The 16,207-nt window shown below is 59.1% G+C and carries 15 protein-coding genes; 8 read left to right on the forward strand and 7 right to left on the reverse strand.

The window, feature by feature from the left end; genetic code table 11:
* Positions 1-286 precede the first annotated feature (286 nt).
* From SBC1_RS25810 to SBC1_RS25820, 3 genes are all read left to right on the forward strand, one after another.
* Positions 287-445, forward strand: coding sequence for a hypothetical protein (locus SBC1_RS25810; protein WP_165100953.1), 159 nt, complete (start codon positions 287-289; stop codon positions 443-445).
* A gap of 165 nt (positions 446-610) precedes the next feature.
* A complete protein-coding gene (locus tag SBC1_RS25815; protein ID WP_165100950.1) occupies positions 611-2,362 on the forward strand; it encodes an ABC transporter permease subunit in 1,752 nt (583 codons plus the stop codon).
* Positions 2,363-2,384: 22 nt separating this feature from the next.
* Positions 2,385-3,719: an AAA-associated domain-containing protein gene (locus SBC1_RS25820; RefSeq protein ID WP_165100947.1), complete on the forward strand. Its 1,335-nt coding sequence runs from the start codon at positions 2,385-2,387 to the stop codon at positions 3,717-3,719.
* Positions 3,720-3,963: 244 nt separating this feature from the next.
* On the opposite strand, the gene SBC1_RS25825 is transcribed toward SBC1_RS25820, so the two are convergent.
* From SBC1_RS25825 to SBC1_RS25855, 7 genes are all read right to left on the reverse strand, one after another.
* Complete coding sequence (locus SBC1_RS25825; protein WP_165100944.1) at positions 3,964-4,587, reverse strand: ParB-like protein; 624 nt, start codon at positions 4,585-4,587, stop codon at positions 3,964-3,966.
* Between the two features lie 367 nt (positions 4,588-4,954).
* Positions 4,955-5,473, reverse strand: a complete 519-nt coding sequence (locus tag SBC1_RS25830) for a hypothetical protein (protein WP_165100941.1) — start codon at positions 5,471-5,473, stop codon at positions 4,955-4,957.
* Positions 5,474-5,901: 428 nt separating this feature from the next.
* Positions 5,902-6,213: a hypothetical protein gene (locus SBC1_RS25835; protein ID WP_165100938.1), complete on the reverse strand. Its 312-nt coding sequence runs from the start codon at positions 6,211-6,213 to the stop codon at positions 5,902-5,904.
* Positions 6,214-6,411: 198 nt separating this feature from the next.
* Positions 6,412-6,864: a zinc-finger-containing protein gene (locus SBC1_RS25840; protein WP_165100934.1), complete on the reverse strand. Its 453-nt coding sequence runs from the start codon at positions 6,862-6,864 to the stop codon at positions 6,412-6,414.
* Between the two features lie 412 nt (positions 6,865-7,276).
* The gene (locus tag SBC1_RS25845; protein ID WP_165100930.1) at positions 7,277-7,693 is read right to left on the reverse strand and encodes an organic hydroperoxide resistance protein; all 417 of its coding nucleotides are present in this window, start codon (positions 7,691-7,693) and stop codon (positions 7,277-7,279) included.
* Between the two features lie 167 nt (positions 7,694-7,860).
* A complete protein-coding gene (locus tag SBC1_RS25850) occupies positions 7,861-8,103 on the reverse strand; it encodes a DUF4148 domain-containing protein (RefSeq protein WP_165100927.1) in 243 nt (80 codons plus the stop codon).
* Positions 8,104-8,424: 321 nt separating this feature from the next.
* On the reverse strand, positions 8,425-8,739 hold the full coding sequence (locus tag SBC1_RS25855; RefSeq protein WP_165100924.1) for a DUF4148 domain-containing protein: 315 nt from the start codon (positions 8,737-8,739) through the stop codon (positions 8,425-8,427).
* A gap of 246 nt (positions 8,740-8,985) precedes the next feature.
* Between SBC1_RS25855 and SBC1_RS25860 the strand changes: the two genes are divergently transcribed.
* The 5 genes from SBC1_RS25860 to SBC1_RS25880 all read left to right on the forward strand — a co-directional run bounded on the left by SBC1_RS25860 (position 8,986) and on the right by SBC1_RS25880 (position 15,520).
* Positions 8,986-9,144, forward strand: coding sequence for a hypothetical protein (locus SBC1_RS25860; protein WP_165100921.1), 159 nt, complete (start codon positions 8,986-8,988; stop codon positions 9,142-9,144).
* A gap of 333 nt (positions 9,145-9,477) precedes the next feature.
* Positions 9,478-10,983 carry a xanthine dehydrogenase small subunit gene (gene xdhA, locus SBC1_RS25865; RefSeq protein WP_165100917.1) on the forward strand — a complete coding sequence of 502 codons (1,506 nt, stop codon included), beginning with the start codon at positions 9,478-9,480 and terminating at the stop codon, positions 10,981-10,983.
* Between the two features lie 28 nt (positions 10,984-11,011).
* A complete protein-coding gene (gene xdhB, locus SBC1_RS25870; RefSeq protein ID WP_165100914.1) occupies positions 11,012-13,399 on the forward strand; it encodes a xanthine dehydrogenase molybdopterin binding subunit in 2,388 nt (795 codons plus the stop codon).
* Between the two features lie 13 nt (positions 13,400-13,412).
* Positions 13,413-13,991 carry a xanthine dehydrogenase accessory protein XdhC gene (xdhC, locus tag SBC1_RS25875; RefSeq protein ID WP_165100910.1) on the forward strand — a complete coding sequence of 193 codons (579 nt, stop codon included), beginning with the start codon at positions 13,413-13,415 and terminating at the stop codon, positions 13,989-13,991.
* A 1,145-nt stretch (positions 13,992-15,136) separates the two neighbouring features.
* Positions 15,137-15,520 (forward strand): GreA/GreB family elongation factor, encoded by a 384-nt coding sequence (locus SBC1_RS25880; RefSeq protein WP_241202188.1) that lies wholly within the window; start codon positions 15,137-15,139, stop codon positions 15,518-15,520.
* Positions 15,521-16,207 lie beyond the last annotated feature (687 nt).

Genomic DNA, 16,207 nt, shown 5'->3' on the forward strand with positions numbered 1-16,207 from the left:
ACGTGCGTCCTGATGGTATTGAGTCGCCAAGCATAAGCTTCGCGGCTATGTCCGTTTGCGCCGGTGCAGGCTGCCGGCGAAAGCGAACGTGTGGCTAGCCGTATCTGTATTAACGCCAACAAGGAGCTTCCATGCCGGACCCTGATAGTTGTCCCATACACCGTTGCACTTCACTTTTGCTGAAGGCAAGCGAGTAGACGTTCGCCGCCGCGCGTTTCACGCGATCGAGCTCCGGGTCTGCTGGCTTGCCACAAACCGCGTTGAGCCAAACGCTCGGAGAAATATCATGAACTTCGGTCTGCTGCTGTCACACCCGCCTGTCGTGCAAGAAGCCCGCGTCTATTACCACGCTGTGCCCCCGGTGCATGCCTACGTCGAGGGTATCCCCGCTGTACCAAACAGACTGGGCGCCTTCTGGAGCCGTCTCAATACCCTGCTGTCTTGAGTTCCGTGGCCGTTATTACGAGGTGTGGATTCTCTGTGCCCTTTCATGACCGGTATCCGGTCATGAAAGGCTTCAACTTTCAGGCGTGACCTCTTAGCGCGTTGTCGTGTATCGCTCAGGCGAGACGCCGCATGTTTTTGCAATCCGTGACCGGTGAGACATCCGATGAACTTCAGTTTTAACCCAAACCGCATCGCGAATGCTTCTGCATGGCGGTTGCTCCCCAACGGTTGGGACTTTGTCGCTTTTCCGCTGATCATCTGCCTGATTGCGATGACCGCGATCGGTTTTCACCAGACGATGGCGCCGATCGCCACGTTAAAAACGCAGGTCATCTCGCTCGATCCGGCGAGTCTGCCCGAGTACGCGATGCGCACCACGCTTCGCATGCTCGCGGCCATGGTTGCGTCGCTGACGTTCACGCTGGTGTACGGCACGCTGGCGGCGAAGAGCCGGCGCGCCGAGAAGGTGTTGGTACCGATCCTCGACATCCTGCAGTCTGTGCCGGTGCTGGGCTACATTTCATTCACGGTCACGTTCTTCCTCGCTCTGTTTCCAGGGCGCGTGCTAGGCGCGGAACTCGCGGCAATCTTCGCGATCTTCACAAGCCAGGCGTGGAACATGACATTCAGCTTTTATCAGTCGCTGCGCACCGTGCCACGTGATCTCGACGAAGTGTCGCGCGGCTTTCACCTGACTCCATGGCAGCGCTTCTGGAAGCTGGACGTGCCGTTTTCAATGCCTGGCCTCATCTGGAACATGATGATGTCGATGTCGGGCGGCTGGTTTTTCGTCGTTGCATCGGAGGCGATCACCGTCGGCAACAATACGATCACGCTGCCGGGAATCGGGGCGTATCTCGCGCAGGCCATTGCCGACAAAAATCTTCACGCGGTCGGCTGGGTGATCCTCGCGATGACCGTGGTGATTCTCGCGTATGACCAGTTGCTGTTCCGCCCGCTCGTTGCATGGGCCGACAAGTTCCGCATGGAAACCACCAGCTCAGGCAATGCGCCCGAGTCGTGGCTGCTGGACCTGATCCGCCGCACGCGGCTGATTCATCGCGTGCTCGTGCCCATGGGCGCGCTCTTTGCGAATGCCGCACGTATCCCGCTGCGCCTGCCGTCTTTCAGCGGTGTACGTTTCAGCATGCCGCGCAGACGGAAGTCATCGCGCATGGGCGACATTGTCTGGGGTGCGTTGGTGATCCTGCTGACGGCGTATGTTGTCTATCGCGTGATCGCGTATGTACGGACCGGTGTCACGCTCGACGAAGTCGGCCACGTGTTCGTGCTTGGCCTCATCACGCTGCTTCGCGTGGCCCTGCTGATCCTGCTCTCCACATTGGTATGGGTGCCTATCGGGGTGTTGATCGGACTGCGGCCGGCGCTGGCGGAGAAGATCCAGCCGCTTGCGCAATTTCTTGCCGCGTTCCCGGCAAACCTGTTGTTCCCGGTGTTCGTGATTGTGATCGTGCGTTTCCACTTGAACCCCGACATCTGGCTGTCGCCGCTGATCGTGCTCGGCACGCAGTGGTACATCCTGTTCAACGTGATTGCGGGCGCGAGCGCGTATCCCAACGACTATCGCGAAGTGGCCGCGAACTTCCGCATCCGCGGCTGGCAATGGTGGCGCAAGGTCATGCTGCCCGGCATCTTCCCGTATTACGTCACGGGCGCGATCACCGCGTCGGGCGGCGCGTGGAATGCCAGCATTGTGGCGGAGTTCGTCCAGTGGGGCGACACCAAGGTCGTCGCGCACGGGCTTGGCGCATATATCGCGCAGACCACGGCCGCCGGCGACTTTCCGAAGATCATCCTGGGCATTGCGGTGATGTCCTTGTTCGTGACCCTGTTCAACCGCACGTTGTGGCGCCCGCTGTACGCCTATGCCGAAGCCAAGCTTCGGCTCGATTGAAAATGAATTGAGAGTGAATGCGATGCTAAATCCTAAAGTTGTATCTGCCGAATTGCTCCAGACGCCGCTCGGTTCCAGGAATGAAATCCTCAATCTCAAAGACGTGAGCCACGGCTTTGACAAGACCCAGAGCGACCTGCTTGTGCTCGATGGGGTGAACCTCACGCTTCCAGAGGGCGAGATCGTCGGTATGCTCGGCCGCTCCGGGTCGGGCAAGTCAACGCTGCTGCGGATCATCGCGGGGTTGATCGAACCGACCGGCGGCGACGTGACTTACCTTGGCAAACCTCTCGACGGGCCGGCCAAGGGCGTCTCCATGGTGTTCCAGACCTTCGCGCTGTTTCCGTGGCTGACCGTGCTTCAGAACGTGGAGGCGGGGCTGGAGGCGCTCGGCGTTGGCGCGCAGAAGCGGCGTGAGCGCGCGCTGGCAGCCATCGATCTGATCGGCCTGGACGGTTTCGAGAACGCGTATCCGCGTGAGTTGTCGGGCGGGATGCGCCAGCGTGTGGGTTTTGCCCGCGCTTTGGTTGTCGATCCCACGCTCTTGCTGATGGACGAACCTTTCTCCGCGCTCGACGTACTGACCGCCGAGAACTTGCGTACCGACCTGCTCGACCTCTGGACCCAGGGCAAGATGCCGATCAAGTCGATGCTGATCGTCACGCACAACATTGAGGAAGCAGTATTCATGTGTGACCGGATCCTGGTGCTGTCGTCCAATCCGGGGCGGGTGATCGCAGAGATCAAGGTGCCGTTCGCGCATCCGCGCAACCGCCTCGATCCTGTGTTCCGCAGTCTTGTCGACGAAATCTACGCCAAGATGACCGCGCGCCAACTCGGCGAAGAAAAGAAGAAGGGCCTGGAACTGAGCAGCTGGCTGCCGGAGGTCTCGACCAACCTGATGGCCGGTCTGATCGAAACGCTGGCCGCCGATCCGTACCATGGCCGCGCCGATATGCCGGAAATCGCTCGAACCCTGCAGCTCGAGGTTGACGATCTGTTCCCGGTAGCCGAGGTGCTGCAGCATCTCGCTTTTGCGGAAATACGCGAAGGCGATATTTTCCTGACGCCGCCGGCACGCGTATTCGCCGAACTCGGCACGCAAGAGCGCAAGACGATGTTCGCCGAGCATTTGCTGCGACATGTGCCGCTCGCTACCCAGATCAAGAAGGTGCTGAACGAGCGCCCGGGGCACCGTGCGCCGCGCGTGCGCTTCGAGCAGGAACTGGAGGACTTTCTGTCGGATAGCGCCGCGAAGGAGACGCTGGACGCGGTGATCAACTGGGGCCGTTACGGCGAGATCTTCTCGTACAACGACAAGACGGAACTGTTCAGTCTGGCCGACGTGGAATCGTGATCCTGCGGGACCACGCTATCCCGCAGTGGGTATTCGTGCGGGTTGGCTTGGTTACGATGGAACGCCGGAGTGGCGTTCCATGTAGAGCCGTGACATTCACACGGTAAGCCATAACATTCAGGCCCGGCACGCGTTGACCGGCCTTTCCCGTACCCGGCGCTTTCCTGCAAAGCCCTGCCGGCGCGGCCGAATTCTGTTTATTGGCAGAATTGCGCCCAGCCGCGCGGCGCCGAGGCAGGTCTGCTTACCGGCTTTCGATCAGCCCGGACCAGCCCGGCAGATACCGTGCCTCGGGCGTATGCGCGACGGCTTTGGCCTGATCGAGCGCCTTCGCAAAGCTCTTGCGGATCTTGCTCTCGGCCACCCGCGGACGCAGGAAATCGGCCCACAGGAATTCGCTGAACGGCGTTGCATCCTTTGCGAAGCCACCCACCCGGCGCAGTTCGCCAGCGAGACTTCTATACGGATCGTCCGTCAGACCGGTCACTATCTTGGGAAGATGTTCGAAGTCGTATCGCGAGCCGTCTGCGCCGAACGGATGCACCCACTGGTTGTGCTCCATCATGCGCCAGAAGATCGCCTCGTCCAGCCACGAGAGGTCCTTGAGCATTGCGACCTTTACCTCCTTGACGCCTTCTTCGAGCAACGCCAGCCCGAGGTGATGATGGTCCACGATGTAGTAGAGATTCTCCGGGCCGAGCACGGCGGGAAACCAGTGAGAAGCAATGGCCTCTGTGCGCGCTTTCTTACCCAGCGTTTTCCAGTGCTCGCGCTTCGCGATGACTTCGCGATAACCCACCGTCATTTGGGTAGGGCGCAATGCGTTGAGCTTTGCGGGGATCAGGTGATTGTCGGGATGCAGGACCATGTTTGCCTCATAAAATTGGTTTGCCGCAACGATAGCGCGGATAGCTCGCGCCGACAATTTTGTACGCAGCGCGAGCGAAGGGCATGGTGAGCGGCGGGGTGCTCAATCAAGCATGACCAAGCGATAGTTCGCCGTCGGCGATGACCGGGTAGCGTCGTGCCATCGTGCCATCGTGGTTTTAACTCGGATTGAGCAACAATACGGTGCAGTGTTTCGAAATCGGCGTGAACGGAATAAGCCGCGGATTTAGCCACGGGAATAAGCCGTTCTGAGAATATACGGGGAGCATATCCTCACAGGCTGCCGGCGTCCGCATACGGCGACGCCAAACGCAAAGCCCGTTTGATCACCAACAAGGAATGCAGACTTACGCCGGGCCGCCCACGGCGAGTCCCCGTCCCCTGTTTCCAGAGCGTTGCGGACTTTGAGTCACGTGTGAAGGAGCGGGGGCTCGTTCGTTGCGGACTTTATGGCGCTGTTCCCACGCGGTGTATCGGCTGAGTGCTGCGTCGAACTCGATCAGGTAGTCGTGATCCTTGACCGCGCCCAATTCATTTTCTTCGCGTAGCTCAACTGCCATCAGCCATGCTCGTCGCCCGAATTCAGCGCAATGCCCCTTGATGTATGCGGCGAACTCGTCAACGTTCGAGCAACGATCGTCCGACTGGATCCGCTCGGCGTTATGCGTTTGATCAGCGCTGAAGGCCCGAAGGTACGATGCCTTCCCGGCGTCGAGATCACGCCATTGAATGTCATTGGAAAATGCGAAGGGCGGTATTTCGATGTCGCCCAACCGCACGTGCCGCTGCTCCGAAAGGTCTCTGCGTTCCGCGCGATCAATGGTCACCTGACAGCGGTGGGCAAACTCTTCGAGGGTGATGGCCACGGCCAATGCGGTATGACGACCGGCATGGACACGCGCGGTGGCGTTGCGCGCCGAGTTGCGCTTGCGAGCAACCGCGTTGCAAGTCACGTTGACGACTGCGCTGAAAACTCCAGCGCCTAAGGCGACGGCGAACCAAGGCGACATAGTGCTCTCGCTAGATTTGACCGGCGCGTTTTCAGCCGATCTTCACAAATGCCAATGCACAACGAGACGATTCCCTGCGCGCGATGCAAGTCCGGTCACGCCTGAAACAGCCCGGTCAATTTAATCATTTTGCTAGTACCCATGTCACTTTATTTCATCAATGACATATGCAGTGTTGTGAAGTTTTGACACAGTGAAAACCCGCTCGTGCGGTAACGCAATGGCCCATGGAATGGCGCGGCGAATTCGCCGGGCGGCCGTAAGGAAAAGACAGGTTTTTCTGTTCATGCCCTCTTTAGCTTTGGCATTGGGTCCGCTTCCGCAGCTTTAAGGCGCTCAAGCCGTTCGCTGGCTGCGGCGAGTACACCCAACGGAGCGTTGTGGAGTTGCGCATCGTGCACGCACACGACGCTGGCGAGTTGCTCACAGCTTGCGTCGTCCAGTTTCCAGACGCCCGTCGCGTGGCCTTGCGCAAACGCGGCGTTAATCGCTATCTCGCTCTGCACCCACGCGTCGCGGGTGATTTGTCCGTATCCCGCCTCGGCGACGTACGCCGTCAGGATCAGAACTTCTGCAAGGGATTGGGTTCCGGCCATCCATCCAGTGCCGTCGCGCAACGCCTGCAGTGCGCAATGAGCGTGCAATGAAAGTGTGTCAGCTTCCGACCTGGGCATCGGAAGAAGCTGCATTTTGGACAAGCGGACACGCGTTGCTTGCGCGCCGCGGTTAAACGGTAGGGTACGGGCCATGGAGTCGTCAGGAGAGTTGTCCACAGGTTAACGTACAGGTCGCGGTTATTCTGAAGGGGTGTCAGTCCGGCGATTTTGTTCGAATTGTTCGATGACGCCGACTGCCGCCCTGCATTGTTCAAGATTTAGCAAATTGATGTTGCAGGCTTTCGGTTCTATCTTTAGTTCTCCCGCCAGCCACTTATAGCCCTTTGATCTTGCCTCGAAGATGCTCACGCCATCGCGTCTCGCCTTTGCCTCCGCCATGGGTTCCAGGGCGGCGTGGAGTCTTGCTTTCCATTCCCGCAATTCGGCATTCGCCAGCCGGCCGAGCGGGAGGTTGCGAGTGCTGCGTGCGAATATCCCGATCCAGGCCTCGCACGGTGCGCATAGCCACAGGGGCCCGTGTCCGTCCTGATACGGGTAAGCCGCCTCTCCGGGCCGCACAAGCGTTGCCTTTGCGCCGCAATAGTCGCAATTCGGATGGGGCAGGGCTTGAACGGGACGGCCGACTCGCATGATTTAAATGTTGCCAGGGGAAACATGGAATATAGCAAAAGCCATGTTCGTGCACGACGCCATAGGAGGCAAGGGGCTTGGATGTCGACGCCGGCCGGATTGGGTGCGCCGGTATGGAGTTACTTCGAGCGGGGCGCGAGAAGTCCGCGCGCCATGGTGAAGCTGAAGCCGCGATTGAAGCCGGTATTGAGGCAGCAGAGTGTTTGATCTTTACGATGTCTTGTTTTCCGGCAGCCGATGCTCGATCGCGAGTTGAGCGGTCTGGCAGGTGCCGCTGGGGCGTCGCGCCGCCCGGATACTCGCGAATTGCTTCGGGCAGCAAGGGGTCCGGTTGCCGCAGTGACTTGAGTTGCAACGCGGCATCGAACCGGCCGGACAGCGGGAGCGATGCCGCAACGAGAGCGCGTCTGGCTCAGACCACCTTGATCACGATATCGATGTTGCCGCGTAAAGCTTTGGAATAGGGACAGGTCTGGTGGGCAGCGTCGGCGAGAGACTGGGCGACTTCATGGTCCAGACCGGGAAGGCTGACATTCAGCCGTGCCTGAAGGAAATAGGCGCCCGCAGTCGTACCAAGATCCACTTCAGCGTCGACTGCCGTGTCGGCGGGCAGGGCAATCTTCAATTTGGCCGCCGCAAGACCCATTGCGCCGATAAAGCAGGCAGACCAGCCTGCAGCGAGCAGTTGCTCGGGATTGGTGCCGGCGCCTTTGCTCCCAGGAGAGGAAAGGGCGATGTCCAGACGGCCGTCATCGCTGCGGGACGCGCCGTCGCGACCACCGGTGGTGTGGGTCTTGCCGGTGTAAAGTACTTTTTCAAGCTTTGCCATGGTTGATTCCTTGCCTGGTTTCGTTGAGCTGCGTTGCGTTCAGTGATGTAACTAGGGCTAGCTCCAGTAAGGCGTGACGCAAGACGATTTTGCTGCGTAGTCCAGGTGCAGTAATATTTCTTGCGCTATGTTGTACTAACCGAAATTAGCCGATGATGAACGTGTAGTTACATGCCTCCCCTATACAGCGTGCCGTTAAGGTAAGTGAGCTGCCCGTCCCGCTCCGCTTGAACCAGTTCCTGACGAACTTCCGCGCGGGTCTTGGGGGCAATGCTATTGCGGGTCGGCGACCATTGCTGCGTCTGAACGGTGTTGGCCGCTTCGTCGCTCGAGCTGACCGTGCCGGCTGCATGAGCCCAACCTGAGACTGCGCATGCGGCAAAAACCAAAGTAATGATTGAACGTTTCATGTGATTCTCCTGAGAGGGTTTGATCAGTACCGGTGAATCCGGCGTTGATGCATTAGAACGTTTGCAGGTATCTGGTTTGTGTCGATAAAACCGGGGAAATCCGATGCTTTGTGTCGATGCGACTCTCAGATACGTTGCGATACAAATCTCCGGCGTGACGCTTGACGAGGCGAGGTCGCACGTCTTCCGCACAGGGTGGCCGCTTCCGAGCGGTCTGGAATGTCCGTTGAGTAATTGAAGGTGTGCACCCTGATATAACCAAGGCAATCCCCTACTTCGAAAGCGCGCAGACGTTACGCCGGTCAAGGCGCAACCTTTAGCTTAGGGATGCGCGTAGATCGAGCCCAGGCCGATCACATTCGAATCCGCGGAGCGTGAACCTGCCGCAGTGGTGCCGCTAGTCGACGAACCATACGAAGATGCTGACACGCCGTTCGCCGCGTCGATCCGCGCTTGCGCTGCTTCAATGTTCTTCGGATATTGCGTCTGATCGCCAGCGGGGTTATAGCCGGCCTTCTCCAGCTGGATCAGTTGAGCACGCACCTCGGCCCGGGTAAGAGATTCGTTGGATTGAGCGAACGATACGGCCGGGATGGCAACGACAGCGGCAATGATCAGCGATTGAACGAGTTTCATGGTTTCTACCTCTGGAGAGTGTGTTTTCGCAAACACCGGTTTGCGCGTTAAGTGGTTGAAGCTGAATCGAGCCAGACTAGATTCGAGTGCACCGTGAATCAGGGCTGGCGTGAATGTATTAGATCGCGTGGAAGTATCTGGCTTGTGTCCAGAACGCAGCGTGGGTGAAACGTTGTGTGTCCATGCCCCGTGCAGATACATAGCGATACAAACAATCCGCGTTGTTCCGATGAGCTTGCCGTTGTCGTGGCAAACACCGGAGGTTCTGCCATCCGGATGACCGTATCGGAACTCAACCTGGAGGACGAAGGATCATCACGCTCGGGACTTGGTCAACGTGTAAGCGGTGCGGTGGCAGTCGGAGGCAATCCGTTTCGCGTGAAGACGCTGACCGTGCGGGCATGATCGTTGGTTGCCCGTGGCAGCACGAATTCGCACCAGAGTGCGAACGTCAGCCAGGCGACCGATGGCACCCAATAGCGACGGGCGGATCACCATTTTTGCTCCAGAAGGGCGCAACGACACATCCCCCCTGCCTGTGACTTATCGCCACAGCGATATGACGCGCATATCTTCCCCGCTATGGGTTCTGAATATTGACAGTGATACTTTTCGAACCGTCACTGCGGCGGCTGTCAGGCCAGTCGAAAAAAACCGCGGAACGACGCTAGAACGACACTAAAACGACGCCAAGACGACCCGAAAAGCAGCAGCGCAAACCAACGCGAGCACCGAGACATGAGCCAGCCCATCCGCTTCTACCACCGCAACGCGATCCGCGAAGTCAGCGACGCAGCCGTCACGCGCACCGTCCTCCAGTACCTGCGCGAAGACGCGCTCTGCACTGGCACGAAAGAAGGCTGCGCCGAAGGCGATTGCGGCGCGTGCACGGTCGTTCTCGGCGAACGCGACGAAGCGGGCGGCGTCAGTTTCAAGGCGGTCAACGCGTGCATTCAGTTCCTGCCAACGCTCGACGGCAAAGCGTTGTTCACCGTCGAAGACCTGCGTCAGCCGGACGGTTCGCTGCATCCGGTGCAGGAAGCGATGGTCGAATGCCACGGCTCGCAGTGTGGCTTCTGCACGCCCGGCTTCGTGATGTCGATGTGGTCGTTGTACGAGAAGCACGGCCACGAACATTCATGCGCGGACAAAAGCGTACCGTCGCGCGCCGATATTTCCGACGCGCTGACCGGTAACTTGTGCCGCTGCACGGGCTACCGGCCCATCGTCGACGCGGCGGTGCGGATGTTCGAAGTCCCCGCGCCAAAAGCACCGGTCGATGTCGCCGCGCTGTCCCGTACACTCGAAACGCTCGAACGCGAAGACGCGTTCCGCTACGAATACGCGGGCCAGCGCTTCGTCGCACCGTGCACCGTAGACGAGCTCGCGCGTATCAAGGCGGCGCAACCGTCGACGCGTATTCTGTCTGGCAGCACCGACATCGGCCTGTGGGTCACGAAACTGATGCGTGATCTTGGCGACATCGTTTATGTCGGGCGAATCAGCGCGCTGCAGAAGATCGAAACGTCGGATGGCTGGATCGAAATCGGCGCGGGTGTCACGGTGGAACGCGCCTACGAAGAACTCGCGAAGCACTATCCCGAACTGAAGGAAATGTGGAAACGCTTTGCGTCGCTGCCGATCCGCAACGCCGGCACGCTCGGCGGCAACATCGCGAACGGTTCGCCGATTGGTGATTCCATGCCTGGGCTGATCGCGCTCGGCGCACACGTGGTAGTTCGCGGAAACGACGTCGAGCGCGTCATGCCGCTCGAAGGCCTGTACCTCGCGTATCAGAAGAAGGACATGGCCGAGCACGAATTTGTCGTCGGCTTGAAAGTACCCACGCGCACCGGTGTGCGCGCGAATCTGCAGTTCCGCACTTACAAGTTATCGAAGCGTTTTGACTCGGATATCTCGGCGGTGTGCGCCGCACTTTCTTTTATCGCCGACGGCCACACGATTCGCGATCCGCGCATCGCGTTCGGCGGAATGGCCGCAACGCCCAAGCGCGCGACGCACGTAGAAGACGTGCTGCGCGACGCCGACTGGCACGAAGCCACCGCGCAGGCGGCCATGCTCGCGCTCGCGAAAGACTACGCGCCGTTGTCCGACATGCGCGCGTCGAGCGACTACCGGCTCGAAGCCGCAAAGAATACATTGCATCGCTTCTGGCTCGAGACACGTCCAGATAATCCGTTGCCGAAAGCGGCGCTCGACGTACGCGCAGTGACTGCTTCCTGAACCTCGAAGGACACGGAGAACAACAGAAATGAATCAGCAAGCCGAACCGTTCCTGAGGGACATGAAGGAAGCAAAGGACCTTCTCGAAGCAGACTTCACACAGGTCCACGTTTCGCGTCCGCATGAATCCGCGCATCTGCACGTCAGCGGCCGCGCGAGCTACACCGACGACATTCCGGTAGTCGCCGGCACGTTGCACGCCGCCCTCGGATTGTCGGCGAAGGCGCACGCAAAGATCGTATCGATGTCGTTCGATGCCGTGCGCGCGATGCCTGGCGTTGTTGCCGTCCTGACTGCGGCCGACATCCCTGGCGTGAACGATGTCGGCCCCATCATTCACGGTGACGACCCGATCCTCGCCGATGGCATTGTGCAGTTCGTCGGTCAGCCGATGTTCATTGTCGTCGCGATGTCGCATGACATTGCCCGTCGCGCCGTGCGCCGTGCGGAGGTCGTGTATGAAGAGTTACCGGCGATCCTCACGCCGCAACAGGCGCGCGCGGCCAACTCCCACGTGCTGCCGCCAATGAAGCTCGCGCGTGGCGACGCCGGTTCGAAGATCGCGTTGGCCGCGCATCGCGAGACCGGCGAAATGCTACTGGGCGGTCAGGAACAGTTCTACCTGGAAGGTCAGATTTCGTACGCCGTGCCGAAGGACGACGATGGCATGCACGTGTGGTGCTCGACGCAGCATCCGTCTGAAATGCAGCACATGGTCGCGCATATGCTCAACGTCGCGTCGCACAACGTGCTGGTCGAATGCAGGAGGATGGGTGGGGGCTTCGGCGGCAAGGAGTCGCAATCGGGACTGTTCGCGTGCTGCGCGGCGCTCGCCGCATGGAAGCTGCTGTGCCCCGTGAAACTGCGTCCGGATCGCGACGACGACATGATGATCACCGGCAAGCGGCACGACTTTCACTACACATACGAAGTCGGCTATGACGACACCGGTCTGATCGACGGCGTGTCCGTCGACATGACGTCGCGTTGCGGTTTTTCGGCCGATCTTTCAGGTCCGGTGATGACCCGCGCGCTGTGCCATTTCGACAATGCGTACTGGTTGCCGCATGTATCTATCGACGGGTTCTGCGGCAAGACCAACACGCAGTCGAACACGGCGTTTCGAGGCTTCGGCGGACCGCAGGGCGCGTTCGCGATCGAGTACATTGTCGACAACATCGCGCGTTCGGTGGGGCTCGATTCGCTCGATGTGCGCCGCCGGAATTTGTACGGCAAGACCGAGCAAAACGTGACTCCGTACGGTCAGGCGGTTGAAGACAACGTGATTCACGAACTGCTCGACGAGCTCGAAGCCACCAGCAATTACCGCGCTCGTCGCGAGGCTGTGCGCGAATTCAACGCAAACAACGATGTGCTGAAAAAGGGGCTCGCGCTGACGCCGGTGAAGTTCGGCATTGCGTTCAACGTGACTCACTTTAACCAGGCCGGCGCGCTGGTGCACATTTACACCGACGGTTCGGTACTCGTGAATCACGGCGGCACGGAGATGGGGCAGGGGCTCAATACGAAAGTTGCGCAGGTCGTCGCGCACGAGCTCGGCATCCGTTTCAACCGTGTCCGCGTCACGGCGACCGACACGAGCAAAGTGGCGAACACATCGGCGACGGCGGCGTCGACCGGTAGCGATTTGAACGGCAAGGCCGCGCAGGACGCCGCCCGGCAATTGCGCGAACGGCTCGCCGCGCTGGCCGCCGAGCACTATGGCGCGGGCCAGGTCGACGCGCGCGACGTGCGTTTCGTCGACGACCGCATTGTGGTGGGCGACAAGGCGATCCCCTTCGACGAAGTGATCATGCAGGCGTATCGCGCGCGGGTGCAGTTATGGTCCGATGGTTTCTACAAGACCCCAAAGCTCTACTGGGACCAGGGGAAGATGCAGGGTCGGCCCTTCTCTTACTACTCCTATGGCGCAGCGGTTTCCGAAGTCGTGATCGACACGCTGACCGGCGAAATGCGTGTGCTGCGCGCCGACGCATTGCACGACGTAGGCGCGTCGCTTAATCCGGCCTTGGACGTAGGGCAGGTCGAAGGCGGCTTCATCCAGGGAATGGGATGGCTGACGACCGAGGAATTGTGGTGGAACGCGGGCGGCAAGCTGATGACCCATGCGCCATCAACTTACAAGATCCCGACCGTCAATGATTGCCCGCCCGTGTTCGATGTCCGGTTGTTCAAGAACCGCAACGCGGAGGACAGCATCCACCGGTCGAAGGCTGTCGGCGAACCGCCCTTGCTGCTGCCGTTTTCGGTGTTCTTCGCGATCCGAGATGCAGTGGCAAGCGTCGGCAATAACACTGTGAATCCGCCGCTGAATGCGCCCGCGACCAGCGAGGAAATATTGAAGGCAGTGCGTGCCGTTCGCGCTGCAGTGGTTGCAACTGCTGCCGCTCATTGATTCGAGGCTTGCTATGGACCTGCTCCAGGAACCTGTGATTATCGGCCGCCGTCACGGGTTGTCGACACCGTTGGCTGCACCGCCAACGCATATCGTATTGTTTGGAGCGGGGCACGTCGGCCATGCGCTTGTCAAGTTGCTCGGCATGCTGCCTTGCGTGGTTCAGTGGGTTGATGCACGCGATGAATTATTTCCCGACGAAGTGCCCGGCAACGTAGAGATCGAAGCAACCGATACGCCGGATGTGATTGTCGATTCGGCGCCGGCCGGCGCCTGTTTTCTAGTGATGACGCACGATCATTCTCTGGATTTTTCGTTAGCAGTCAGGATCATGCGACGAAACGATTTCGCTTACTTCGGCATGATCGGGTCGAAGACGAAACGCGTGAAATTCGAGCGACGATTGATGGATCGAGGTGTGGACCCACGGCGATTGACGGAGATGACGTGCCCCATCGGCGTGGAGGGGATCGTCGATAAGGCGCCTGCTTCCATTGCCGTCGCGGTCTGTGCGCAGTTGATGCAGGTCAGGGCTTTGTCGCAGTATGGCGCCCGGCTGTGCTTGGGGCGTGAACCTGAACGGTTTTGCTGATGAAGCAAGACTTGTGGGGAGGCTGTCCGCCCTTCATACACGACGCCCCCAGCGATTGCAAAAAGCGAAACGCATCCTGAACTCAGCGTGCAAAGCCGTAGCAGCTGCCGGAATGGGCGTCACGGCTTCGTAGCGTGCAAACGCGCCGTCCGCGACTCGAACGGCTATTGTTTAGATGACGGGCAAGTAAGGACGCCGCGGATCCGATCCGTTCAGTAGCTGGCGACTTCGATTACAGTGTCAGCGAAGGCCTTTGGCGCTTCTTGCGGAAGATTACGGCCAATGCCACCGGTGATCGAGGTGTGACAATGGGATTCGCTTGTATCTCGCTTGTGTGGGGATGCATCTCGGATGTATCCGGTTCGAGAAAAAGAAGCGCGTGCAGGAAAAACTGCATCCCACGGATCGCCGAGCCCAACCCGACAATGTCCGCCAACGCAATTGGGATGTTCTGAATCTCGCTTCAACGGACGAGGGAAGGCATGCTCGCAACTTGAAAGCTTGCAATATCCTGACAAACAAGCTTTAATGAAGCCTTGCGCTTCGTTCGTTCCTCTTAAGCCCTCTTGACATAGGCAACTACCGTGTTTCTCATTTCGTTTCATTCGCTCGCAGCGTTGCATCTTCCGGTCATGACCGGAAGATGCCTGCGTGCGAGCGGAAAATTGAGAGTCACGCAGCTCAACTGGAGCCGCGCACGTCCGGCGGACATGTCCGCACTTCCTTGAGCCCGGCTCCTGCGTAACTACTGATTACTGATCTTTAGTCAACGCGCGAACCGGGCCTTCTCCTCCCGCACATCTCACATCACCTCATCGGCGTCGATTCCTGTCAGGAACGGGCGTTGGAAGCGCACGCGTGGCCGTCTGTTCGGCGGCGGGGTGAATCATTTCGAGCAGCGGTTTAAACCGTTAAGCAAGTCGTTTTTCCATTGATTCTCCGGGGAAACCGGAAGCGATCCTGCTGCGCGCATGGTCTTCCCATGTCAGCGGCCTGGAGTTTTTTATCGTGCAGGATAACTAACTATATAAGAAACGGTTTGATGACGGTTGCGTAAGCCCACTTAATATTTATTTGCACCCGAGGTACACATGTCATTCAATAAACTTCAACCATCCACATTGGCCAGATCCAGGACTGTTGCCATGCCTATTCTGTCCGAGCTCGATATGGAACGGCTCAAGCGTTGTGCACGCGTGTCGGGTGCCTCATCCGAGCAGCGTACGCTCGTGGAGGAGCTTGAGGAGACCGCCATGCTGCTTGACGCAGCCGAAGTGCCGGCGGATGTTGTCATGGTGAATACCAGGATCGAATGCACGGAGGTCGCGAGCGGTCACGCCCATCAATGGACGCTTGTCTATCCGGATGAAGCGGACTACGAACGGGGATGCATATCGGTTCTTTCGCCCGCCGGTTTCGCGCTTCTTGGCGCGCGGGTGGGGCAGATAGTGGAGTGTCGACCGCCGAGCGGTGTGCCGGTTCAATACATTGTCCAACGCATTTTGTTTCGCCCCGAACAGTTTTCCTAGCAGACTGAGTGGGCAGAAGCAGCTACGCGATAGGGCACTAACCCTCCGCGTAACCGTGGCAGCAGGAGTGAAAACCGGTTATGCGGCAAACCGAAGTAAGCGGCTCGCTCACTACACTTAAGCGGGAGTCCGGGAGGTCATGTGGCTCACATTATCGAGTTACTCCTGCTGTTTGTAATGACGTATTTCTCGTTATGGCTGGTCGGTTTTGCGCTGTGCTTTTTTAGTCGAAAGCGATCTCGACCTCTCCACACGCGTCGGGGCATTTTGCCTTTCCGTCATCGTCCGGAAAAGAACAGTCAGCGGGCTGGATCTACGACGCTGACAAGTGATTGATCAGCGATCGTCGCTGACGCGAGAAGGTCTTGCTACGCAAGGTCGAAAGACCCATTCATTTCCATGTCCAGACGCATATCAGCGCGGACACAGCGACATATCTCTCATACGGGCAACGAATCTCGCACTAGTGGTCACGACCGAAAGGCGGGATTTCAGGGCCGGTAGATTCGTCTGCTTACACCTTCCTTCCTCCCAAAAGACAACGCTAACTCTTGCTTCGGCTGGCCGCAATTTGCTTTTGAGGCATAGAGGGCACGGTCCACGCTCTCAAGGAAGCTGCAGATGCGACGAGAACACTCCCGGTCTGCATCCGTGGCGCGACCGCGGAGAAACCAAATGCATCGGCCT

The sequence above is a fragment of the Caballeronia sp. SBC1 genome, assembly GCF_011493005.1.
In the GTDB taxonomy this organism is placed as follows: Bacteria; Pseudomonadota; Gammaproteobacteria; order Burkholderiales; family Burkholderiaceae; genus Caballeronia.